Origin of the sequence: Pseudomonas arabinosi (genome assembly GCF_047758675.1) — a bacterium.
In the GTDB taxonomy this organism is placed as follows: Bacteria; Pseudomonadota; Gammaproteobacteria; order Pseudomonadales; family Pseudomonadaceae; genus Aquipseudomonas; species Aquipseudomonas arabinosi.
This window is the reverse complement of the sequence record NZ_CP180480.1, coordinates 3182682-3203759: the sequence shown is the minus strand read 5'-3', so window position 1 is coordinate 3203759 and position 21078 is coordinate 3182682. Positions and strand designations below refer to the sequence as shown.

At 58.2% G+C, this 21078-nt stretch carries 18 protein-coding genes and 2 pseudogenes; 14 read left to right on the top strand and 6 right to left on the bottom strand.

The annotated features are described in order from the left end of the window. Nucleotides 1-278: 278 nt before the first annotated feature. A pseudogene (locus tag ACMXYJ_RS15050) lies at nt 279-485 on the top strand (HD domain-containing protein); the annotation flags it as partial. Between the two features lie 29 nt (nt 486-514). On the opposite strand, the gene ACMXYJ_RS15045 reads toward ACMXYJ_RS15050, so the two are convergent. After that, a complete protein-coding gene (locus ACMXYJ_RS15045) occupies nt 515-1069 on the bottom strand; it encodes a TetR/AcrR family transcriptional regulator (protein WP_415760455.1) in 555 nt (184 codons plus the stop codon). A 126-nt stretch (nt 1070-1195) separates the two neighbouring features. On the opposite strand from ACMXYJ_RS15045, the gene ACMXYJ_RS15040 reads away from it, so the two are divergent. Next, entirely contained in the window at nt 1196-1873 is a 678-nt protein-coding gene (locus ACMXYJ_RS15040) for a DJ-1/PfpI family protein (protein WP_415760454.1), read from the top strand. A 23-nt stretch (nt 1874-1896) separates the two neighbouring features. Further along, nucleotides 1897-2427 carry a DUF2867 domain-containing protein gene (locus ACMXYJ_RS15035; RefSeq protein ID WP_415760453.1) on the top strand — a complete coding sequence of 177 codons (531 nt, stop codon included), beginning with the start codon at nt 1897-1899 and terminating at the stop codon, nt 2425-2427. Nucleotides 2428-2546: 119 nt separating this feature from the next. Here the strand turns inward: ACMXYJ_RS15035 and ACMXYJ_RS15030 are convergent, their stop codons facing one another. Continuing rightward, the gene (locus ACMXYJ_RS15030; RefSeq protein ID WP_415760452.1) at nt 2547-2765 is read right to left on the bottom strand and encodes a hypothetical protein; all 219 of its coding nucleotides are present in this window, start codon (nt 2763-2765) and stop codon (nt 2547-2549) included. A 59-nt stretch (nt 2766-2824) separates the two neighbouring features. Continuing rightward, nucleotides 2825-3700 (bottom strand): LysR substrate-binding domain-containing protein, encoded by an 876-nt coding sequence (locus ACMXYJ_RS15025; protein WP_415760451.1) that lies wholly within the window; start codon nt 3698-3700, stop codon nt 2825-2827. A gap of 144 nt (nt 3701-3844) precedes the next feature. On the opposite strand from ACMXYJ_RS15025, the gene ACMXYJ_RS15020 reads away from it, so the two are divergent. Next, entirely contained in the window at nt 3845-4195 is a 351-nt protein-coding gene (locus tag ACMXYJ_RS15020) for a RidA family protein (RefSeq protein ID WP_415760450.1), read from the top strand. Between the two features lie 45 nt (nt 4196-4240). Further along, nucleotides 4241-5632 carry an FAD-dependent oxidoreductase gene (locus ACMXYJ_RS15015; RefSeq protein ID WP_415760449.1) on the top strand — a complete coding sequence of 464 codons (1392 nt, stop codon included), beginning with the start codon at nt 4241-4243 and terminating at the stop codon, nt 5630-5632. Nucleotides 5633-5746: 114 nt separating this feature from the next. Here ACMXYJ_RS15015 and alr read toward each other — a convergent pair whose 3' ends face one another. Both alr and dadA read right to left on the bottom strand, forming a co-directional pair. Further along, nucleotides 5747-6820 carry an alanine racemase gene (alr, locus tag ACMXYJ_RS15010; protein WP_415760448.1) on the bottom strand — a complete coding sequence of 358 codons (1074 nt, stop codon included), beginning with the start codon at nt 6818-6820 and terminating at the stop codon, nt 5747-5749. Between the two features lie 106 nt (nt 6821-6926). After that, complete coding sequence (dadA, locus tag ACMXYJ_RS15005) at nt 6927-8231, bottom strand: D-amino acid dehydrogenase (protein WP_415760447.1); 1305 nt, start codon at nt 8229-8231, stop codon at nt 6927-6929. Nucleotides 8232-8818: 587 nt separating this feature from the next. Here dadA and ACMXYJ_RS15000 point away from each other — a divergent pair. From ACMXYJ_RS15000 to acs, 7 genes and pseudogenes are all read left to right on the top strand, one after another. Further along, entirely contained in the window at nt 8819-9985 is a 1167-nt protein-coding gene (locus ACMXYJ_RS15000) for a 2-aminoethylphosphonate--pyruvate transaminase (protein WP_415760446.1), read from the top strand. A 273-nt stretch (nt 9986-10258) separates the two neighbouring features. Beyond that, complete coding sequence (locus ACMXYJ_RS14995; RefSeq protein ID WP_415760445.1) at nt 10259-11602, top strand: MFS transporter; 1344 nt, start codon at nt 10259-10261, stop codon at nt 11600-11602. A gap of 39 nt (nt 11603-11641) precedes the next feature. Then, nucleotides 11642-12469, top strand: a complete 828-nt coding sequence (gene phnX / locus ACMXYJ_RS14990) for a phosphonoacetaldehyde hydrolase (protein WP_415760444.1) — start codon at nt 11642-11644, stop codon at nt 12467-12469. A 75-nt stretch (nt 12470-12544) separates the two neighbouring features. After that, complete coding sequence (gene exaC / locus ACMXYJ_RS14985) at nt 12545-14065, top strand: acetaldehyde dehydrogenase ExaC (RefSeq protein WP_415760443.1); 1521 nt, start codon at nt 12545-12547, stop codon at nt 14063-14065. A gap of 223 nt (nt 14066-14288) precedes the next feature. Continuing rightward, nucleotides 14289-15314: pseudogene (locus ACMXYJ_RS14980) on the top strand (HAMP domain-containing protein); the annotation flags it as partial. Between the two features lie 144 nt (nt 15315-15458). Further along, nucleotides 15459-16172, top strand: a complete 714-nt coding sequence (locus tag ACMXYJ_RS14975) for a methyl-accepting chemotaxis protein (protein ID WP_415760729.1) — start codon at nt 15459-15461, stop codon at nt 16170-16172. Between the two features lie 77 nt (nt 16173-16249). Then, nucleotides 16250-18214 (top strand): acetate--CoA ligase, encoded by a 1965-nt coding sequence (acs, locus tag ACMXYJ_RS14970; RefSeq protein ID WP_415760442.1) that lies wholly within the window; start codon nt 16250-16252, stop codon nt 18212-18214. Nucleotides 18215-18417: 203 nt separating this feature from the next. On the opposite strand, the gene ACMXYJ_RS14965 is transcribed toward acs, so the two are convergent. Beyond that, nucleotides 18418-19179: a FadR/GntR family transcriptional regulator gene (locus ACMXYJ_RS14965; RefSeq protein WP_415760441.1), complete on the bottom strand. Its 762-nt coding sequence runs from the start codon at nt 19177-19179 to the stop codon at nt 18418-18420. 248 nt (nt 19180-19427) lie between these two features. On the opposite strand from ACMXYJ_RS14965, the gene ACMXYJ_RS14960 reads away from it, so the two are divergent. Together ACMXYJ_RS14960 and ACMXYJ_RS14955 are read left to right on the top strand one after the other, a co-directional pair. Continuing rightward, complete coding sequence (locus tag ACMXYJ_RS14960; protein ID WP_415760440.1) at nt 19428-20168, top strand: SDR family oxidoreductase; 741 nt, start codon at nt 19428-19430, stop codon at nt 20166-20168. Nucleotides 20169-20226: 58 nt separating this feature from the next. After that, the gene (locus ACMXYJ_RS14955) at nt 20227-21075 is read left to right on the top strand and encodes a fumarylacetoacetate hydrolase family protein (protein WP_415760439.1); all 849 of its coding nucleotides are present in this window, start codon (nt 20227-20229) and stop codon (nt 21073-21075) included. The last annotated feature ends 3 nt before the right edge of the window (nt 21076-21078 follow it).

The window sequence follows — 21078 nt, the reverse complement described above, 5'->3', positions numbered from 1 at the left end:
TTATCTTGCGGCGAGCATGCTTTCACTGTCCTTGATCAAAATGCCGATGTGGATCCGGTCGGCTCCGAGCAGTACGACCGCTGGCGGTCCTGCGGGATTTATTGACCATGACAAATCACATAAATGCTGAGCAGCGTTTACATTCTACTGACTCAAATGAATCAGCAGCCCGCTCGACCAAGCTCATGAGTATTGGACATGCCTGAGCGGGCTCGTTAACTGGCGCGAAACGTTGTGCGTACGCCTTTGGACTCACCCCCATGCGTCGCACGAAGGCCTCGACAGTGCTCCTGCATCACGTGCATCGCACGTGGTGGTTTGCCGAATTCCTCGACCAGCAGCGAGGCCTGAAATACGACCGCGAGGCCGTCTATCTCGCCGCACTGCTGCACGACCTGGGGCTGACGTACGAATTTGCGGCCGACCCACGTTTTGAGGTCGACGGCGTCGACACTGCCAGCCGCTTCCTGTTGGAAAACCTCTATTTATTCAGTTACCCAATTTAGCTCATGGCTTAGGCCCGCCACGGTGGAAGAGCCCCTTCGAAAAGTGAAAAGGCTCGATGCAGGAAGCGGTTGAAGCGAGCGGCATCACCCCGCAGCCCTGCCTGTTGACCACCAATCAGGCACAGATGGGCCACCTGACCAATCACTTCTGCTTGGCCTGGCATATGGACCAAGCGGCGGCACGTCCGTATCGCGAAGTCCAGTCGTCTTGTGTCAACACGCAGCTGAAACTCGCCTACCAACGGATCGTGCAGCGACCACGCTCGGATGGAAACTTCCCGCCCAGGTTGTTTCTCAGCGGCAATACTCAAGTAGCGTTTCAAGGTTTCGCCCGCGCTACGACCCTGCGCCGCATAAGCGAGCATGCGCTCCGTGTAGTCTTCTTCCCAAGCGGCCAGCAAGGTGCGGACAAAGTCTTCGCGATTGCGGAAATGGTGATAGAACGATCCGCGGGTCACATTCAATCGGCGCGATAGACTCTCGGCCGAAACGCCAATATGCCCTATTTGGTCGAGGGCCTCAAAACCAGCCGCGATCCAATGGTTACGAGTTAGTTTTCTCACCCGTTATTTCGCTCCATGTTTAGCGCCATACAGACTGTGTATGGTGCGCAACCGATTGATACGCTGCGAACACCAGCAAAGATGGCCGTTGCGTTTTGCACGCCAGCACTTTCCATGGAGCTCGCCTTGAAGAAAATCGTTCTGGTTGCTTTCGACCAATTCACTGATATCGACCTATTCCTGATGTGGGACATTTTAGGCCGCAACACTGAGGACTGGCACGTCCGAATATTGGGTTCCAGCTCTATCGTGCGATCGGCGCACGGCCTGCCTGTTTCGGTGCACGGTCCGCTTTCCGAGGCCAATAGTGCCGACGCGGTACTGTTCGTCAGCGGCAAGGAAGGGATACCCGCTGCACTCGCCGCCCCAGATTTCCTGCCGTCGTTTGAACTTGACTCCAGACGCCAGCGAATCGGCTCCATATGCGCCGGAGCTTTCATTCTCGAACGGCTTGGGCTGCTCAGCGGCCAGGCAACTACACACCCGGATGCACGATCGAGCTTGCAAGCTCTGGGACTTGAGCCCATGGACCAACCTCTTGTATGCCAGGGGAACGTTGCAACCGCGGGCGGATGCCTTTCGGCGCTCTATCTGGTGGGATGGTTGGTTGAATCCTGGTTCGATGTCGACAAGCGCCGTGCGACGTTGCTCCCTGTTCTGCCAGCTGGGCAGCAAGAGCTCTATGATGCCTTGATCGGGCTCAGTATCCGACAAGGAGAAGTTGGCGCCACAGGGCGACAAGGAGCGTTATACGACAAACCATCGCAACAAGAAACGCGACATGGCATGTCGTCGAATTGGTAGTTAGAACTCAGGAGAGATCCCCGATGCCCCGAGAATTTGAGCTCATTATGTCCGTGCCAGTCCCATCGAGGTCCGGCATTTCCCACTTTTACAAGTCTATGAACCTAGCGGACGCTTTTGCGATTCGGCTCCCTGCGGGCACATCCAGCAATCCAGATTTGCTGGCTCGATTCATCTTTTCCCACCAGCCATCCTGGATCGGATGGCTCTTGAATGTCCGAGACACTATCGTTGCCTGTTTTGGTCTCAAGACAGCCAAACACTTGGCATCACTTGCTAATCGGATTGGAGTCTTCAAGGTCTACAGCACGAACCAGACTGAAATCGTGCTGGGAGAGGACGACAAGCACCTCGACTTCCGGATATCGATCCTATGTTCTGAAGAGGCAGAGCCAGAAGGCAGTCGCCAACTCGTTTTTTCAACCGTGGTCCAGTGCCACAACCGTCTAGGGCGGGCCTACATCTTCGTTATTGCCCCATTTCACCGCTTGGTTGTTAAGGCCAACCTCCTCCGTGCAGCGCGCGTCGGTTGGCCTCTGGCTACCTGCCCCTAAGGCTGAGCGCGCCCGTTCATGCGTGCCGACTGGATCAGACTCATACCAGTCCTGATCTTGAAAATAAGAAATCTTATAATTGTTGCCAGTGGCGACCAATGTGTTTAACGGAGGCACCATTACGGAACTCGTTGAATCGGCTTGATTAAAACTCCGGCTATATATTTAACCGCTTCCAGAACAACAGTACCTAACGACCTGATAGAGCGCTTAATAACACCTTTAACGCTTCTGCCAACAAACACTGCAAGCAGGTCGATAACTTCTCCGTCACGATACCGTTTTTCTGGGGGAAGTTTGGGTAACACGGGGATAGGTACGCTTCCATCTTCGCTCATGAATCATCCTTGGTCTTCCTTGAAAAATCTCGACTTGAGATTGGCGCAGAATGACCACTTCACTCATCCAACCCTTCTCGAACGATGTCGAAAAAGGTCGTCAGGATTCGCCGCGAGCTCTGCGCCCGTAGGCACACCAAGGTCTCGGTAAAGCACCGCTGACAGTCGCTGATCGGCAATCCGCGAAGTCGGGAATCAGAACCCAACTCGGCCGCCGAGACCACACCGACGCCCATACCAATCGCCACGGCTTCGCGTGCTGCCTCACGTCCCTCCACTTCGATCGCCTTGCGGATGCGCAGGCCTGCCGCTGCCATCTCCTCTTCGAGGGATAGCCGCGTGACCGAGCCTTGCTCGCGCAAGATCAGCGGTGTGTTATCCAGATCAGCCAGGCAAATGGAGGTTCGTTGAGCCCAGGGATGGTCATGGGCGACGAAGGCAAGCATGGGATCACTGCGCAGGTGCAGCGTCAGCAGACGGTCGTCTTCGATGTGCCGCCCCAGCAGGGCAATGTCTGCCTGGTGCCCGAACAACCGCTGCAGGACCTCATCGGTATTGGCCGTTTCAATCTTCACGTCGACACCGGGGTAACGGCTGCAGAAGCGAGCGACATAGGGCAGTACGTGCACCGGCGCATCCACGGCGAGGTTCAGGGTCCCGGTCGACAGGGTTCGATAGTCCATCAGCATATCGTGGGCATCGACGCTGATATCGAACAGCCGTTGGGTCAGGCCGAACAATCGCTCGCCCACTTCCGTCAGGCGCACCAGACGCTTGTCGCGATAGAACACCATCACGCCGTAGTAATCCTCGAGCTTGCGCACCTGGTCGGACACCGCTGGCTGGGACAGGCAGAGCTGCTCGGCTGCCCGGGTGAAGCTGCCATTCATGGCAACGGCGTGGAATGCCTTGAGTTGCGTATGGGAAATCGCCATTGGAGACCTATCTATAGTTTCAGCTTATTCATGCATTCGATAAATCGATTTTATTTATGAACGATGAACTGCAAGCATGGTTTTCGCAAGTCCTCTGACCGCTGTTTGAACAGCTGCGCCGCTGGTATTGACCTGGAGTGCTCTATGAAAATTGAACGTTTCGCCACGATAAAACGCCGTTCGGACATGGTCCGGTACGACAACGACCTCTACATCGGTGGCCAGGTTGCCACCGACCTCAGTGGCGATATCGAGGCGCAGACCCATGAGGTGCTCGCGGGTATCGAGCAGCTTTTGCTCAGTGCCGGCAGCGACCGTACTCGGGTGCTATCGGTGCGCATCTTGCTGGCCCATCGCGAAGACTATGAAGGGCTGAACAGGGTCTGGGATGATTTTTTCCCCGCAGGCCATGCCCCCACGCGTGCGTGCACCCTCGCGCAGTTGATCGATCCCGGTTGGCGCGTGGAAATGATTGTGGTCGCCGCGTGCGCCTGATGACGTCCTGACTCTTGCCTCGAACCGATCAACGGAGATGACCCCATGCGACCCTACTGGCTCGACAAAGCCCTGAAAAACCAACCCGACACGCCTTGCCCGCCGCTGCAGCAGGACACCCGCGCCGATGTCTGCATCGTGGGTGGCGGTTACACAGGCTTGTGGACCGCGATCATGATCAAGGAACAGAACCCCGAACTGGATGTGGTCATCGTCGAAGCCGACATTTGCGGTGCCGGCGCCAGCGGGCGCAACGGCGGCTGCGCACTGTCCTGGTCGGCCAAGTACTTCACTCTGGAGCGCTTGTTCGGCGTCGAAGAGGCGGTACGCCTGGTCAAGGAATCGGAGCAGAGCATTTACGCCATCGGTGACTTTTGCAAAAAGTACGCGGTGGATGCCGATTACCGTCTCGATGGCACGCTCTACACTGCTACCAACCGCGCCCAGGTGGGTTCGACCGACGGGGTGATAGCGGCATTGGAGCGCAATGGCATCAACTCTTTCTCCAAATACGCGCTAGCTGACGTGCAGCGTATGGCGGGTTCAACCCGGCACATTGAAGGCTGGTTTTCGCCAGCAGCTGCCAGTGTGCAGCCGGGCAAGCTGGTCCGCGGTCTGCGTCGGGTCGCGCTGGAACTGGGCGTGCGAATCTTTGAAGGCTCACCGATGACCGGCCTGGAACAAGGGCTGCCGGCCACCATCAAGACGCCCGACGGGCAAGTGGTCGCCAATCACGTGGTGCTGGCGATCAACGCCTGGATGGCGCGGTCATTTCCAGAGTTCGAGCGTTCAGTGGCCATCGTCTCCAGCGATATGATCATCACTGAGCCGCGACCTGATCTGCTCGAGCGAATCGGCCTGACCAGCGGGGTCACCGTACTCGACTCGCGGATCTTCGTGCACTACTACCACAACACCCCGGACGGCCGGATCATGCTCGGCAAAGGTGGCAACACCTTTGCCTACGGCGGACGCATTCTGCCGGTATTCGACCAACCTTCACCTTACGCAGGGTTGTTGCGCAACACCCTGGCGGAGTTCTTTCCGGAGTTTGCCGATGTCGGCATTGCCGCCACGTGGAACGGTCCGTCCGATCGCTCGGTTACCGGGCTGCCTTTCTTCGGCCGTATGGGCGCAAGGGGCAATATCTTCTATGGTTTCGGCTATTCCGGCAGCGGCGTCGGTCCCTGTCATATGGGAGGACAGATCCTGTCATCGCTGGTCTTGGGCCTGGACAACCCCTGGACACGCTCGCCGCTGCTGCAAGGCCCGCTCGGCCATTTCCCACCGGAGCCTATTCGCTACCTGGGTTCACTAATGGTGCGCAACGCCGTTCGCCGCAAGGAGCAAGCGGAGGACCATAACCAACGGCCAAGACGACTGGATGTACGACTGGCAAAATTCGCCGCGGCTGCCGGAAAGGCGGACAAGGGGTAACGCCTCGATCGAGCAGCGAAATGTTTACGCTTGCCAACAAAAAAACGCCTGGCTATTGGCCAGGCGTTTTTTTGTTTACAACACGGTCAAGTCACAGGGCGCGGTGTGCTTTGGTCAGGCTTCGTAATAGAGTTTTGGCACCCGGCGCAGGTTGCAGAAGATCTGGTAAGGAATCGTGCCCGCGGCGGCCGCCACGTCACTGGCGAGGATATTTTTGCCCCACAACTCGACGGTCGAACCGAGGCCGGCTTGCGGCACATCGGTCAGGTCGATGCAGAGCATGTCCATCGACACCCGGCCAATCAACTGGCTGCGCTGCCCGGCAACCATCACGGGCGTACCGGTCGGTGCCTGGCGCGGATAGCCGTCGGCGTAACCCATGGCCACCACGCCCACGCGCATTGGTTTCTGGGTGATGAAGGTGGCGCCGTAACCGATCGGCCCGCCGGCCGGCAGTTCATGCACGCAGATCACTTTCGACTCGAGGGTCATCACTGGTTGCAGGCGGGACGCCACGGCATTGGCTTCTTCAAACGGAGTCGCGCCGTAGAGCATGATGCCCGGGCGCACCCAATCACTTGGAATCTGCGGCCAACCGAGCACTGCCGGCGAGTTGCGCAGGCTGACCTCGACCGACAAGCCCTGACGCGCCGCTTCGAACACCGCGACCTGCTCGGCACTGGCCTGACTGTGCAGCTCATCGGCCCGGGCGAAGTGGCTCATCAGTACAATCTTCGCCACCTTGCCGCTGGCCAGCAGCCGTTGATAGGCCGCCTGATAATCCTTTGGATGCAAGCCCACCCGATGCATGCCCGAATCGAGCTTGAGCCAGACCGTGATCGGCTTGCTGAGTGCAGCGTTCTCGATGGCTTCGAGCTGCCACAGCGAATGCACCACGCACCAGAAGTCATGCTCGACGATCAGCGACAGCTCATCGGCCTCGAAAAAACCTTCCAGCAACAACACCGGCGCACGAATGCCCGCGGCTCGCAGCTCCAACGCCTCTTCGATGCAGGCCACGGCAAACCCGTCCGCCTCAGCTTCCAGCGCTTGGGCGCAACGCACCGCGCCATGACCGTAGGCATCGGCCTTGATCACCGCGAGGGCTTTGGCCCCCGTGACTTCACGGGCGATTTGGTAGTTGTGACGCAGGGCTTGAAGGTCGATCAGGGCACGGGCAGGACGCATGGCGGCAGCCTTTCTTAGCAGTATTGTGAGAAGTAAAAACAAACGCTGGCACACGGCGATTTGGCCGTGCGCAACGCATGCTAATGGATTGGCTAGACGTTCTCGCTCACGGGTGAACCGGCGCTGGATCGCCATGCTCTGCTGGCTCCGGCGTATCACTGCCGTAACGGGAAATATCAAGGCCTTCGGCGCTGATCTGCGGCGTTTTCTTCGCCATCAGATCGGCCAGCAAGCGACCGGAACCGCACGCCATGGTCCAGCCGAGCGTGCCATGACCGGTGTTCAGGAACAGGTTCTTGAAGGGGGTGGCGCCTACGATTGGCGTGCCGTCAGGAGTGGTCGGGCGCAGGCCGGTCCAGAAGCTGGCCTCGGCCAGATTGCCGCCCTGAGGATAAAGGTCGTTGACGATCATCTCCAGGGTTTCGCGCCGGCGCGGGTTCAGCGACAGGTCAAAACCGGCGATCTCCGCCATGCCGCCGACGCGGATACGGTTGTCGATACGGGTGATCGCGACCTTGTAGGTTTCGTCGAGAATGGTCGAAGTCGGGGCCATCGCCGGGTTGGTGATCGGCACGGTCAGGGAGTAACCCTTGAGCGGGTACACCGGCGCCTTGATCCCCAGCGGCTTGAGCAGTTGCGGCGAGTAGCTGCCGAGCGCCAGCACGTAGCGGTCGGCGGTTTCCAGCTTGCCATCGATCCACACGCCATTGATGCGATCACCGGCAAAGTCGAGGCGCTGGATATCCTGGCCGAAACGGAATTGCACACCGAGGCTCGCAGCCATTCCCGCAAGCTTGGTCGTGAATATCTGGCAGTCGCCGGTCTGGTCGCTCGGCAGGCGCAGGGCACCGGCGAGAATGTCGGTGACGCTGGCCAGGGCTGGCTCAACGCGGGCAATGCCTTCGCGGTCGAGCAGCTCGAACGGTACGCCGGACTCTTTCAACACGGCGATGTCTTTCGCAGCGCCATCCAGTTGAGCCTGGGTGCGGAACAGTTGAGTAGTACCGAGGCTGCGGCCTTCGTAGGCGATGCCGGTTTCGGCACGCAGCTCGTCGAGGCAGTCACGGCTGTACTCGGACAGACGCACCATGCGCTCCTTGTTCACCGCGTAACGGCTGGCGGTGCAGTTGCGCAGCATCTGCGCCATCCACAGGTATTGGTCGATGTCGCCAGTGGCCTTGATCGCCAGCGGCGCGTGGCGTTGAAGCAGCCACTTCATCGCCTTGAGCGGCACGCCCGGCGCGGCCCATGGTGAGGCATAACCCGGCGAAACCTGCCCGGCGTTGGCGAAGCTGGTCTCCATGGCGGCAGCTGGCTGCCGGTCCACAACCACCACTTCAAACCCGGCACGGGCCAGATAATAAGAACTGGTGGTACCGATCACACCACTACCAAGCACGAGAACTCGCATGTTCACTCCCATTTGTGGCTGTCCACTGAAATTTTTGTAGGGCTGGATGGGCGCAGTCTAGGAAAGATTGACCAGTGGCTTTCACTGTATAAGTGCAAAAAATTGGCGACAATTCTCGGCATAAGCGCTTTTCACGAAGGTATATCCCCTGCGCACACCTTCAGCGAGACCCAAAAAACAGGCAGGACAGCACCGGGCGCAACCGCCTGCGGACCTTACAAAACGCTTTGGGCGGATCGCCTTTCCCGAGCTGGAAGAAAAGGTCGAGCTGTCGACCACACCCTGTACCGAAGAGTCGGGAATCCAGGTGTGAAGGTTATTTTTCCGCGACGACATCGAATCGCAAACTGCTACTTGGGCAAGTACGTAAATCCAAGAGCTGCATCGTCATGAAAAGAGATTTGAACCAACAGAATCCAAATTGAACGCACAGACAGATCGGGGCTGATTTACGGCGGCGATGAAATCTCACTTATAAGCTCAGCTTGTATTTGTAATGTGATAAATCGATTTCAGTTATTTCTGCGCAGGTGTTTTTATCAATCCGTGCATCACTCCCCACAAAAACAACACCGCCGGAGAAGATCATGACCACCGCTGAATTCCCGCCTACCCAACCGCTGGCAACCCCTGCCTTGGGCGAGCCCTACCTGTTGACCCCAGGCCCGCTGACCACCTCCAAAGCCACCAAGGAAGCCATGTTGCGCGATTGGGGCTCATGGGACGGTGCCTTCAACCAAGTCACTGCTGAAGTTCGCCAGAAATTGCTCAGCATGGCCGGCGTACAGGATGACAGCTTCGCCTGCGTGCCATTGCAAGGTAGCGGTAGCTACTCGGTAGAGGCCGCATTGGCCACCGCCATCCCGCGTGACGGTAAAGCCCTGGTGCTAATGAACGGCGCCTACGGTCAGCGCGCCACCAAGACCTTGGAATACCTCGGTCGTGCCTTCATTACCTTGGACAAAGGCGATTACCTGCCTCCACAGCCGGAGGAAGTGGATGCCCTGCTCAAGGCTAACCCGGACATCACCAATGTCTTCGTCGTCCATTGCGAAACCAGTTCCGGCATCCTCAACCCGCTGCGTGAAATCGCCGATGTCGTGAAGGCCCACGGCAAGAGCCTGATTATCGATGCCATGAGCTCCTTCGGGGCCGTGCCGTTGACTGTGAATGAAATAGCCTTTGACGTGGTCGTGTCATCCGCCAACAAATGCATCGAGGGCATTCCAGGCTTTGGTTTCGTGATCATCCGCCGCTCTGTCATTGAAGCCGCCAAAGGCCGCGCCAACTCGCTGTCCCTCGATCTCTTCGAACAGTGGGCCTACATGGAGCGCACCGGTCAATGGCGCTTCACGCCGCCGACCCACAGTGTCGTGGCCTTCCACAAGGCGTTGGAACAGCACAGCGCCGAAGGCGCCGTGCATGGCCGGTTGGCCCGCTACACACGCAACCGCGACGTACTGGTCGCAGGTATGCGCGAGTTGGGCTTCAAGACACTGCTGGAAGACCGTTGGCTGTCGCCGATCATCACCACGTTCTTCAGCCCTGAACATCCCAATTTTGATTTCACGCGCTTCTACGAAGAACTCAAGGCCCGTCAGTTCATCATCTACCCGGGCAAGCTGACCGTTGCTGAGAGTTTCCGTATTGGCTGCATCGGCCAGATCGACGAATACATCGTCCACCAATTGCTCCGCGCTATCGCAGACAGTCTCGTCGCCATGGACGTGGACATGTTCAAGCCCGCAGCCTGATCGACCCCTTTAAGGTTTCTGCCGATTCGAGCACTGGTGCAATGGGTAGCGCCTTTGGGCAGAGATCTTTTTTAAACCATGGATTCGGTGACGTATCGCTCGGCAGCGCCGGGCAGGAGTCAGCGACCGCAGTTATTTATACCTTGAAGCCTGATGCCATTCTCACGGCCATCTGATCGATGTCGTGCGCCTGGACAGACTTGTGTACCGAAAACAAAAACAAAAACCGACCTCATTTGCGCTGTCTGGCACCTCACACGGGATCAGTACACCATGAACAAGAACACCACAAGTCCTCTCGCAACCGGCTGGAAATCTCTCCAGCGTTGGCGCGTGCAAGTTTTTCTCATCACCTGGGTGGCTTATGCCGCCTTCTACTTCACCCGCAAGGCGTTTTCTGTTGCCAAACTGGGTATTGGCGAAGACCCAAACTTCATGCTCGAAAAGGCCATGATGGCCAATCTCGACGCCCTCTACTTGGCCGCTTATGCCGTGGGCCAGTTCCTCTGGGGTAATTTCGCCGACCGCTTCGGACCAAGGGTCGTGGTACTTAGCGGCCTGGTCATCTCAGCGCTGGCGGCGCTGCTCATGGGGACCTACGCCACCTTACCGATTTTCGTCTCCTGCATGCTGGTACAGGGTCTCGCTCAATCCACCGGTTGGTCAGGCCTGTGCAAGAATATCGGGAGCTTCTTCAGCACTGGCGAACGTGGCCGCGTAATGGGTTACTGGTGCACCTGCTACGCGTTCGGCGGATTGGTGGCAACGCCATTTGCAGGTTGGTGGGCCTATCAGGTCTTCCACGACTGGCGCATGTCGTTCATCAGCAGTGCTGTGGTGGTACTGGTGGTAGCGGTGCTGTTCTTTTTCCTGCAACGCAACCGGCCGGAGGACGTAGGTCTGCCTCCTGTCGAGATCGAGATCGAACCCGTCAGCAACGTCGTGGTGCCACGCGAAAGTATGTGGGCTGGCTTGCGCGCCGTGATGAAAAATCGAACCGTGCTGATTCTCGGCCTTGCCTATTTCATGCTTAAGCCCGCGCGCTATGCAATTCTCCTGTGGGGCCCAGTAATCATCTACGAACGGATGCCTGAAATCGGCAAAGTCGCATCTGCCATCGTACCCACCGCCTTCGAATTGGCGGGCCTGGTGGGCCCGATCCTTATCGGTATCGCATCAGATAAGTACTTCGGCGCTCGTCGGATGCCGGCCTGTGTCCTTAGCTTGGTTGTCCTCACCATCTGCCTAGGGTTGTTTGTCCCCGCGATGCAGAGCGGCAGCCTTTATATGGTGGTCGGCCTGCTGTTCATGATGGGCCTGACCCTCTACGGGCCGGATTCGATGCTGAGCGGCTCGGCTGCCATTGATTTCGGTAGCAAGGACGGAGCGGCCTCCGCGGCTGGCTTCGTCAACGGCTGCGGTTCGGTAGGTGCCATTCTTGGTGGCTTGCTGCCCGGCTACTTCGACACCACCACCATATTCCTGGTGTTCACTGCCTCAGCGCTTCTAGCCAGTCTGATACTGGTGCCCTTCTGGAACAGCCGCCCGAAAACAATCGAAAGCAAGGCGCTTGCTTCGACTCCGGTGCAACCAGTCATTGTCGGCACCAATTCCTGAATTCGAACTAACCAATTATCCATCACTGGAGCAATCACCATGCATTACAAACAACCTTCTCAACTGCAAGCCGTGATTCTGGACTGGGCAGGCACCGTCGTTGACTTCGGTTCTTTCGCACCGACTCAGATCTTCGTGGAAGCCTTCGGCGAATTCGGCGTTGCCGTCTCTTTAGAAGAAGCGCGGGGCCCGATGGGCATGGGCAAGTGGGATCACATCCGCACGCTGTGCAACGAGCCACAGATTGCCGCACGCTACCAGGCCGCCTTCGGTCGCCTGCCGACCGATGATGATGTCACGGCACTTTATGAGCGCTTCATGCCGCTGCAGATCGAAAAGATCGCTCTGCATTCGGCGTTGATTCCCGGTGCCCTCGATACGATCGATGCCTTGCGCGACAAGGGTCTGAAAATCGGCTCCTGCTCCGGTTATCCGGCGGTGGTCATGGAGAAAGTCGTCGAGCTGGCGCGGAAAAACGGCTACGTCGCCGACCACGTGGTGGCCACCGATGAAGTCCCCAATGGGCGCCCGCACCCGGCTCAGGCGCTGGCCAACGTGATCGCTTTGGGGATCAGTGACGTCGCCGCTTGCGTGAAAGTCGACGACACCTGGCCCGGCATTCTCGAAGGACGCAGCGCTGGCATGTGGACGGTCGCATTGACCTGCTCCGGCAACGCACTGGGCCTGACCTATGAAGAGTTCAAAGACCTATCCCTGGAGGAATTGGCCGAGGAACGTGCGCGCATCGTCAAGATGTTCGAAGGCTCTCGCCCGCACTACCTGATCGACACCATCGTCGATCTACCGGCCGTCATTGAAGACATCAATGCGCGCCTTGCACGCGGTGAAACCCCTCAGGGTTCCTGATTCTGCACGGTTTGTGTCACTGACAGTGGCCGTCCCACGGACGGTCACAACCCAAAACAACAAGAGAGTCCGACCATGAACTACGCCCACCCAGGCACTCCCGGTGCCATCGTTTCCTTCAAGTCCCGTTATGGCAACTACATCGGCGGTGAGTTCGTCGCGCCGGTCAACGGTCAGTACTTCACCACCACCTCGCCCGTGAATGGCCAACCGATTGCCGAATTCCCCCGCTCCAGCGCCGAAGACATTGAAAAGGCGCTGGACGCTGCCCATGCGGCGGCCGATGCCTGGGGCAAGACCTCGGTGCAGGACCGCTCCTTGGCGCTGCTGAAAATCGCCGACCGCATCGAACAGAACCTCGAACTGTTGGCCGTCACCGAAACCTGGGACAACGGCAAAGCCGTGCGTGAAACCCTTAACGCCGACATCCCGCTGGCCGTCGACCACTTCCGCTACTACGCCGGTTGCATCCGTGCACAGGAAGGCAGCTCCGCTGAAATCAACGAACACACCGCCGCCTATCACTTCCATGAACCGCTGGGCGTGGTCGGGCAGATCATCCCGTGGAACTTCCCGATCCTGATGGCCGCCTGGAAACTCGCCCCGGCCCTCGCCGCCGGTAACTGCGTGGTGCTCAAGCCTGCCGAGCAAACCCCGCTGGGCATTACCGTGCTGATGGAACTGATCGGCGACCTGTTGCCGCCGGGCGTGCTGAACGTGGTGCAAGGCTTCGGCAAAGAAGCCGGCGAAGCCCTCGCCACCAGCAAACGCATTGCCAAGATCGCCTTCACCGGCTCGACCCCGGTCGGCTCGCACATCATGAAATGCGCCGCCGAAAACATCATTCCGTCCACCGTGGAGCTGGGTGGCAAGTCGCCGAACATCTTCTTCGAAGACATCATGAAGGCCGAACCGTCCTTCATCGAGAAGGCCGCCGAAGGCCTGGTGCTGGCGTTCTTCAACCAGGGCGAAGTCTGCACCTGCCCGTCCCGCGCCTTGGTGCAAGAATCGATCTACGACGACTTCATGAAAGTCGTGATGAAGAAAGTGCTGTCGATCAAACGTGGCGACCCGCTGGACACCGACACCATGGTCGGCGCCCAGGCGTCCGAGCAACAGTTCGACAAAATCCTTTCGTACCTGGAAATCGCCAAGGGCGAAGGCGCCGAGCTGTTGACCGGCGGCAAGGTGGAAAAACTCGAGGGCAACCTGGCGACCGGGTATTACATCCAGCCGACCCTGCTCAAGGGCACCAACAAAATGCGTGTGTTCCAGGAAGAAATCTTTGGCCCGGTGGTGAGCATCACCACCTTCAAGGACGAAGCCGAAGCGCTGGCCATTGCCAACGACACCGAGTTCGGCCTGGGTGCTGGCCTGTGGACCCGCGACATCAACCGCGCCTATCGCATGGGCCGCGCCATCAAGGCCGGTCGCGTATGGACCAACTGCTACCACCTGTACCCGGCGCACGCTGCGTTCGGCGGTTACAAGAAGTCCGGCGTCGGTCGTGAAACCCACAAGATGATGCTCGACCACTATCAGCAGACCAAAAACCTGCTGGTGAGCTACGACATTAATCCGTTGGGCTTCTTCTAAAAAGTGAGGGGCGATGCAGATGTTTCTGCGTCGCCCTTTCAATAGTCATCGCGAGCAAGCTCGCTCCCACAGTGATTTTGGCCAGTTCCAAAAGGTGGGGTTCACTCCACAACCTGTGGGAGCGAGCTTGCTCCGGGCGGCGTTCCGACGATGGCGTCCTCAATGACCTGACATTCAAGGACTGGATGCTCTGCTCCCCTTGATCGCCCCTTTGGAGTCCTCGATGAAAATCCGTTACAAGGTAAGCCTTGTGGCTGCTTGTGTGCTGTTCGTGACGACCAGTCTCCTGTCGCTGGTCCAGGTAGAGCAGATACGTACGATTTTGCGTCACCAGGTTGAGGCGAGCATTTCCCAATCGAGCAATGCGGTCGCACGCCAGATCGAAAACTGGCTAAACGGCAAACTTCGTCTTATGGATTTGGCATCCCAGGCGATCAACAGCCAATACAGTGCGCAAGCGACCCAACGAATCATCGATTCGCCCATTCTGAAAGACGAATTCAAGCTGGTATTCGGCGCCCTTGAATCTGATGGAAAACCCATTAAGAACACCGCGTCCTGGAATCCCAAACCCGACTATGACGGTCGTACCCGCCCTTGGTACGCAACCGGCAAGGCAGGTAACCAGGCCGTTTTAACCGAACCTTACAAGGACTCCACCACCGGTGAAATTCTGATCTCGGCTGTCGCCCGAATCAGCGATGCGGGTCAGTTGCTCGGGGTGTTTGGCGGTGACATCCGTTTGACTGCGGTTGCCGATGCCATCAATACGCTGGATTTCGGCGGGGCCGGTTATGCCTTTCTGCTGAGCAAGAGTGGCAACATCATTTCCCATCCGGACGCTGAACTGAACGGCAAGCCCTACAGCCAGCTTTTCGCAGGAAGCGCCCTACCGCTCAACAGTCATCTTCAAGAAGTCAGTAGCGATGGAAAGTCCCTCCTGGTGTCCTTCATCCCACTCACCGATCTCAAGGGCATGGATTGGTACATTGGGGTGGTGCTCGATCAGGACATCGTCATGGCCGCCGCCCATATCCTGAGCTGGCGAGCCGTCATCGGTACTGGCCTGGGCGTATTGCTTAGCCTATTGGTGTTGGGACTGCTGGTCAGACGGCTACTGCGCCCCCTGGATCAACTCAAGGAATCGTTGGCCGACATCAATCGCGGAGAAGGCGACCTGACCCGCCAACTACCTGTGGTCGGCAATGATGAAATTGCGCTGGTCTCCGGGGAATTCAACCAGTTCCTGAGGAACCTGAAAGCGCTCATTGGCGATGTAAAAAGTAGCTCACAACAGGTCCGCGAGAGCACCACAGCGACGTCATGTGAAGCGGATCAGGCCGCCAATCGCGTACAGGTTCAATTACAGGAACTGGATCAACTCGCCACCGCCATGACCGAGATGGCCTCGACAGCCGAGGACGTGGCACGCAACGCTCAAGCCGCTGCCGAGGCGGCGATCGTTGCCAGCGAGGAAACAGCAGACGGGGTGGCCCTGGTCTCCAAGTCAACGGAGGCGATCAAGCGTTTGGCTGGCGAGATGGACGACACCGGTCATGCGATAAATGAATTGTCCACGCTCAGTCAAAGCATCGAATCGATCGTGGCGGTCATCACCAGCATCGCCGACCAAACCAATCTGCTCGCACTCAATGCGGCCATCGAGGCGGCACGTGCCGGTGAATCGGGACGCGGTTTCGCCGTGGTGGCTGATGAGGTGCGCTCTCTTGCCTCGCGTACTCAGCAATCCACTCAGGAAATACGCCTGATGATTGAACAATTGCAGACGGGTGTGAAACACGCCCAAGGGCGGATGCAGCAAAGCCGCGACACGGCCAGCAAGACGGCGGGCGATGCCAATGCAGCCAATGACACCCTCGAGCGCATACGTGAGGCCATTTATCGCATCAATGATATGAACCTGCAGATTGCCACCGCCGCTGAAGAACAGAGCGCCACGACCGAGGAAATCAATCGCAACACGACGAACATCCGCGACATCAGTCTTGAAGTATCCGGCAGTGCGGACAAGCAGGTTCGTCAATGCTCAATCATGGTGGACCACGTCGGCCAGCAGGACAAACTGCTCAGTCGCTTCAGGATTTGAGTTTCGCCATTGCCCGAATGCTCAGGCTGCAAACAGTTTCAGATCACAAAAACAACTATTCCACCGAGGTAACAAAGATGAGTGCGGCTTCTCTGTATCCCGTTCGTCCCGAGGTTCTGGCTAACACGCTGACTGACGAGGCGACCTACAAGGCCATGTATCAGCAGTCCGTCGTTAACCCGGACGGCTTCTGGCGCGAGCAAGCCAAGCGCCTCGACTGGATCAAGCCTTTCACCACGGTGAAACAGACTTCCTTCGACGATCACCATGTCGACATCAAATGGTTCGCCGACGGCACCCTGAACGTTTCCTACAACTGCCTCGACCGTCATCTGGCCGAGCGCGGCGATCAAGTCGCGATTATTTGGGAAGGGGATGACCCTGCCGAAAGCCGCAACATCACCTATCGCGAGCTGCACGAACAAGTCTGCAAGTTCGCCAACGCCCTGCGTGGCCAGGATGTGCACCGCGGCGACGTGGTGACTATCTATATGCCGATGATCCCCGAAGCCGTGGTCGCCATGCTGGCGTGTACCCGGATCGGCGCGATTCACTCGGTGGTGTTCGGTGGTTTCTCGCCGGAAGCCCTGGCGGGCCGGATCATCGACTGCAAATCCAAAGTGGTGATCACGGCTGATGAAGGCGTTCGTGCCGGCAAGAAGATCCCGCTCAAGACCAACGTCGACGATGCGCTGACCAACCCGGAAACCAGCAGCATCCAGAAAGTCATCGTGTGCAAGCGCACCGGTGGCAACATCAAGTGGAACCAGCATCGCGACATCTGGTACGAAGACCTGATGAAAGTGGCGGGCAGTGTCTGCGCGCCGAAAGAGATGGGCGCTGAAGAAGCGCTGTTCATCCTTTATACCTCCGGTTCGACCGGTAAGCCGAAGGGTGTGCAGCACACCACCGCCGGTTATCTGTTGTACGCGGCGATGACTCACGAGCGCGTGTTCGACTACCGTCCGGGCGAAGTCTACTGGTGCACCGCCGACGTCGGCTGGGTCACCGGCCACAGTTACATCGTTTATGGCCCGCTGGCCAATGGCGCGACCACGCTGCTGTTCGAAGGCGTGCCGAACTATCCGGACATCACCCGGGTGGCGAAGATCGTCGACAAGCACAAGGTCAACATCCTCTACACCGCCCCGACCGCCATCCGCGCGATGATGGCGTCGGGCAAGGCCGCCGTTGAAGGCGCTGATGGCAGCAGCCTGCGTCTGTTGGGTTCGGTCGGTGAGCCGATCAACCCGGAAGCGTGGGATTGGTACTACAAGAACGTCGGCCAATCCCGCTGCCCGATCGTCGACACCTGGTGGCAGACCGAAACGGGCGGCAACATGATGAGCCCGCTGCCGGGTGCGCATGCGCTCAAGCCGGGTTCTGCGGCACGTCCGTTCTTCGGTGTGGTGCCGGCGTTGGTGGACAACCTGGGCAACATCATCGAGGGCGTTGCCGAGGGCAACCTGGTGATTCTCGATTCGTGGCCAGGCCAGGCACGCACGCTGTATGGCGACCATGACCGCTTCGTCGATACCTACTTCAAGACGTTCCGCGGCATGTACTTCACCGGTGACGGTGCGCGTCGTGACGAAGACGGTTACTACTGGATTACCGGTCGTGTGGATGACGTACTCAACGTGTCCGGCCACCGCATGGGCACTGCCGAGATTGAAAGCGCGATGGTCGCCCACCCGAAAGTCGCCGAAGCAGCCGTGGTCGGTGTGCCGCACGACATCAAGGGGCAAGGCATTTATGTCTATGTCACGCTGATCACCGGGGAAGAGCCGAACGAGCAATTGCGCCAGGAACTGAAAAACTGGGTGCGCAAGGAGATCGGCCCGATTGCTTCGCCGGATGTCATCCAGTGGGCGCCGGGCCTGCCGAAGACTCGTTCGGGGAAAATCATGCGCCGCATTCTGCGCAAGATTGCTACGGCGGAATACGATGGGTTGGGGGATATCTCCACTCTGGCAGATCCGGGCGTAGTGCTGAAGCTGATCAACACGCACCGAAGCATGAGTGAATCGGTGATTTCCTAGACGCATCTGTCTGGCTGCTTGTGGCCGAGGCTGTGTAAAAACCTTTTCGATCTGCGGAGGCAGACGTAAGCAGCCCAAAAATCGGCGCTGACTTCAAAGTGACGAATGCGTTTTTACACGTCCTGGGTCTGTTGCTGCCCGTCAGGAAGGGCAGCAATCAACTGCCCTCTTCGGGATTAAGCGTCCCCGCTACGGATTGATGCTTACTGGGCGCTACGGCTGAAAATCCTGATCACTTCACTCAGATGCTCGGCCATTGCCTGACGCGCTGCGTCGGGGTCGTGTTGCTCCAATGCTTGCAGCACACGCCGATGTTCATCTTCCGAACGATGGGGCATGTCACCCGAACTGTAATGGCTTTGCAGACGCTGGAACATGCTGCCGTATCGATGGCCCAACAGGTGTTGAATCATCAGTGCGTAGGCCGGGTTGTCCGAGGCCTGGGCGATGCGAATATGAAATAGACGGTCGCCGGGGTGAGTGTGTGAATTTTCACGGTTGTCCTGCACGTTGCGCTCGAACGCCTCGCGGATGCCTGCCAGTTCTTCATCGCTAGCATTCACGGCCGCCAGTGCGGCAGCTTCGGGCTCGATCAGCCGGCGGGCCTGAAGCAAGGCGAATGGCGGGATTTCAGCGCTGAAATCAACCTCGATCCCCAGTTCAGGGTCCAGCTCTTTCCACTGATTGCGCGTGACCTGAGCCATTACCGGCTCATTCGATACCGCTTGTACTGGAGGCTCGCAGACCAGCACCCCGTTACCGACGCGCACATCCACCAAGCCGATTACTTCTAGCGCAATCATCGCCTCACGCACAGAGGCGCGGCTCACGCCAAGCAACTTGGCCAGCTCGCGCTCGGCCGGCAAACGGCTGCCCGGCGGAAATTCTCCGCTGTCGATCAAGGCCCGCAACTGGTCGGCGATCTGCCGATAAAGTCTTTGGTTATCAATAACTTGAAATGGCATTGAGAAATAAGCTCTGGTTTGGACAGCATTCGACAAGCACTTTTTGTGGAAACAGACGCTTGTTGATGATTGAGGTGAATGCTATAAAAGGCTCAATGGCCTGACCATTGAACCCATAACGTGAAGTGATCATAGCAAACTTTATCCCGACACTTGAGCAGGTTTGCCATTTGATGCGCCCTCAATGGCCTGACCATTGGGCCAAAACTTCACAAAAAATAAAAAATAATTAGCGTCACGGAGCACTTATGGATCTTTCCGGTAAACGCGTGCTGATCACGGCGGGTGCTCAGGGTATTGGCCTGGCCAGTGTCCAGGCGTATCTCGCTGCTGGTGCTGAAGTCTTCGCCGCCGACATCAATGCTGGCGCCCTCGAAGCACTTGAAGGTGCACATACCCATATTCTAGACGTCACCGATGCCTGCGCCATTCAGAGCCTAGCCCAAGAGCTTGGTCCCCTGGATGTTCTGTTCAACTGCGCAGGCGTGGTTCACAGCGGCAACATCCTTGAGTGCAGCGAAAAAGACTGGTCCTTCGCCCTGGACCTAAACGTTACCGCCATGTACCGCATGATCCGCGCTTTTTTGCCGGGCATGCTGGCAAACGGTGGTGGCTCGATCATCAACATGGCCTCGGTGGCTTCCAGCGTTAAAGGCGTCCCCAACCGATTTGCCTACTGCGCCAGCAAAGGCGCGGTGATTGGCCTGACACGTTCAGTGGCGGCTGATTTCGTCAGTCAGAACATCCGCTGCAACGCCATTTGCCCCGGCACCGTTGACTCCCCCTCCCTGCGTCAACGCATCAGTGAACAAGCCCAAAGAGAAGGTCGCAGCACAGCCGAGGTCTACGCAGCTTTCGCTGCCCGCCAACCCATGGGCCGCATCGGCGCCGCCGAGGAAATAGCGCAACTGGCGCTGTATCTGGGCTCAAGTGCCAGCGGGTTCACAACAGGAACTGCGCAAATTATTGATGGCGGCTGGAGTAACTGATTCCGGCTCCCACATAAGATCTGCGCCCCCCTTAGTTCTAACTAACAAAGGAAATAATATGAAACTGCTGCGCTATGGCGAAAAAGGCCAGGAACGTCCCGCTCTGCTTGATAACAACGGTCAATTGCGCGACTTGTCCGCAGTGGCCACTGATATCGCAGGCGACACGCTGAGCCCGCAAAGCATTACCCGCTTGCAAGGTATCGACCCGTTCAACCTACCGCTGGTTGAAGGCTCGCCACGCCTCGGCGCTTGCGTCGGCCAAGTCGGCAAGTTCATCTGCATCGGCCTCAACTACGCCGACCACGCCGCTGAAACTGGCGCCGCCATCCCGGCCGAACCCGTGGTGTTCAGCAAGTGGACCAGTGCCATTGTCGGCCCGAATGACGACATTGAAATTCCGCGTAACTCACGCAAAACCGACTGGGAAGTCGAGCTGGGTGTGGTCATCGGCAAGGGCGGCCGCTACATCAGCGAAAGCGATGCCCTCGAACACGTGGCCGGTTATTGCGTAATCAATGACGTGTCCGAGCGTGAGTTTCAGTTGGAACTGGGCGGCACTTGGGACAAAGGCAAAGGTTGCGACACTTTCGGTCCGCTCGGCCCTTGGCTGGTGACCCGCGATGAGATCGCCGACCCGCATCAGCTCGACCTGTGGCTGGAAGTGGACGGCAAGCGTTACCAGAACGGCAACACGCGGACGATGATTTTCCAGATCCCGAAAATCATCAGCTACCTCAGCCAATTCATGAGCCTGCAACCCGGCGATGTGATCTCCACCGGCACTCCCCCTGGCGTGGGTCTGGGTATCAAGCCAGAGCCGGTGTACCTGCGCGCAGGTCAGCAAATCCGTCTGGGCATCGCCGGCCTCGGCGAACAAAACCAACGCACCGTGAATGCCCAGTGACAG

Bases quoted from the DNA above. Each gene is read 5' to 3' on its own strand.
- ACMXYJ_RS15035 (WP_415760453.1), top strand. From the start codon at position 1,897: ATGCCCCGAGAATTTGAGCTCATTATGTCCGTGCCAGTCCCATCGAGG.
- ACMXYJ_RS15030 (WP_415760452.1), bottom strand. From the start codon at position 2,765: ATGAGCGAAGATGGAAGCGTACCTATCCCCGTGTTACCCAAACTTCCC.
- ACMXYJ_RS15025 (WP_415760451.1), bottom strand. From the start codon at position 3,700: ATGGCGATTTCCCATACGCAACTCAAGGCATTCCACGCCGTTGCCATG.
- ACMXYJ_RS15020 (WP_415760450.1), top strand. From the start codon at position 3,845: ATGAAAATTGAACGTTTCGCCACGATAAAACGCCGTTCGGACATGGTC.
- ACMXYJ_RS15015 (WP_415760449.1), top strand. From the start codon at position 4,241: ATGCGACCCTACTGGCTCGACAAAGCCCTGAAAAACCAACCCGACACG.
- alr (WP_415760448.1), bottom strand. From the start codon at position 6,820: ATGCGTCCTGCCCGTGCCCTGATCGACCTTCAAGCCCTGCGTCACAAC.
- dadA (WP_415760447.1), bottom strand. From the start codon at position 8,231: ATGCGAGTTCTCGTGCTTGGTAGTGGTGTGATCGGTACCACCAGTTCT.
- ACMXYJ_RS15000 (WP_415760446.1), top strand. From the start codon at position 8,819: ATGACCACCGCTGAATTCCCGCCTACCCAACCGCTGGCAACCCCTGCC.
- ACMXYJ_RS14995 (WP_415760445.1), top strand. From the start codon at position 10,259: ATGAACAAGAACACCACAAGTCCTCTCGCAACCGGCTGGAAATCTCTC.
- phnX (WP_415760444.1), top strand. From the start codon at position 11,642: ATGCATTACAAACAACCTTCTCAACTGCAAGCCGTGATTCTGGACTGG.
- exaC (WP_415760443.1), top strand. From the start codon at position 12,545: ATGAACTACGCCCACCCAGGCACTCCCGGTGCCATCGTTTCCTTCAAG.
- ACMXYJ_RS14975 (WP_415760729.1), top strand. From the start codon at position 15,459: ATGACCGAGATGGCCTCGACAGCCGAGGACGTGGCACGCAACGCTCAA.
- acs (WP_415760442.1), top strand. From the start codon at position 16,250: ATGAGTGCGGCTTCTCTGTATCCCGTTCGTCCCGAGGTTCTGGCTAAC.
- ACMXYJ_RS14965 (WP_415760441.1), bottom strand. From the start codon at position 19,179: ATGCCATTTCAAGTTATTGATAACCAAAGACTTTATCGGCAGATCGCC.
- ACMXYJ_RS14960 (WP_415760440.1), top strand. From the start codon at position 19,428: ATGGATCTTTCCGGTAAACGCGTGCTGATCACGGCGGGTGCTCAGGGT.
- ACMXYJ_RS14955 (WP_415760439.1), top strand. From the start codon at position 20,227: ATGAAACTGCTGCGCTATGGCGAAAAAGGCCAGGAACGTCCCGCTCTG.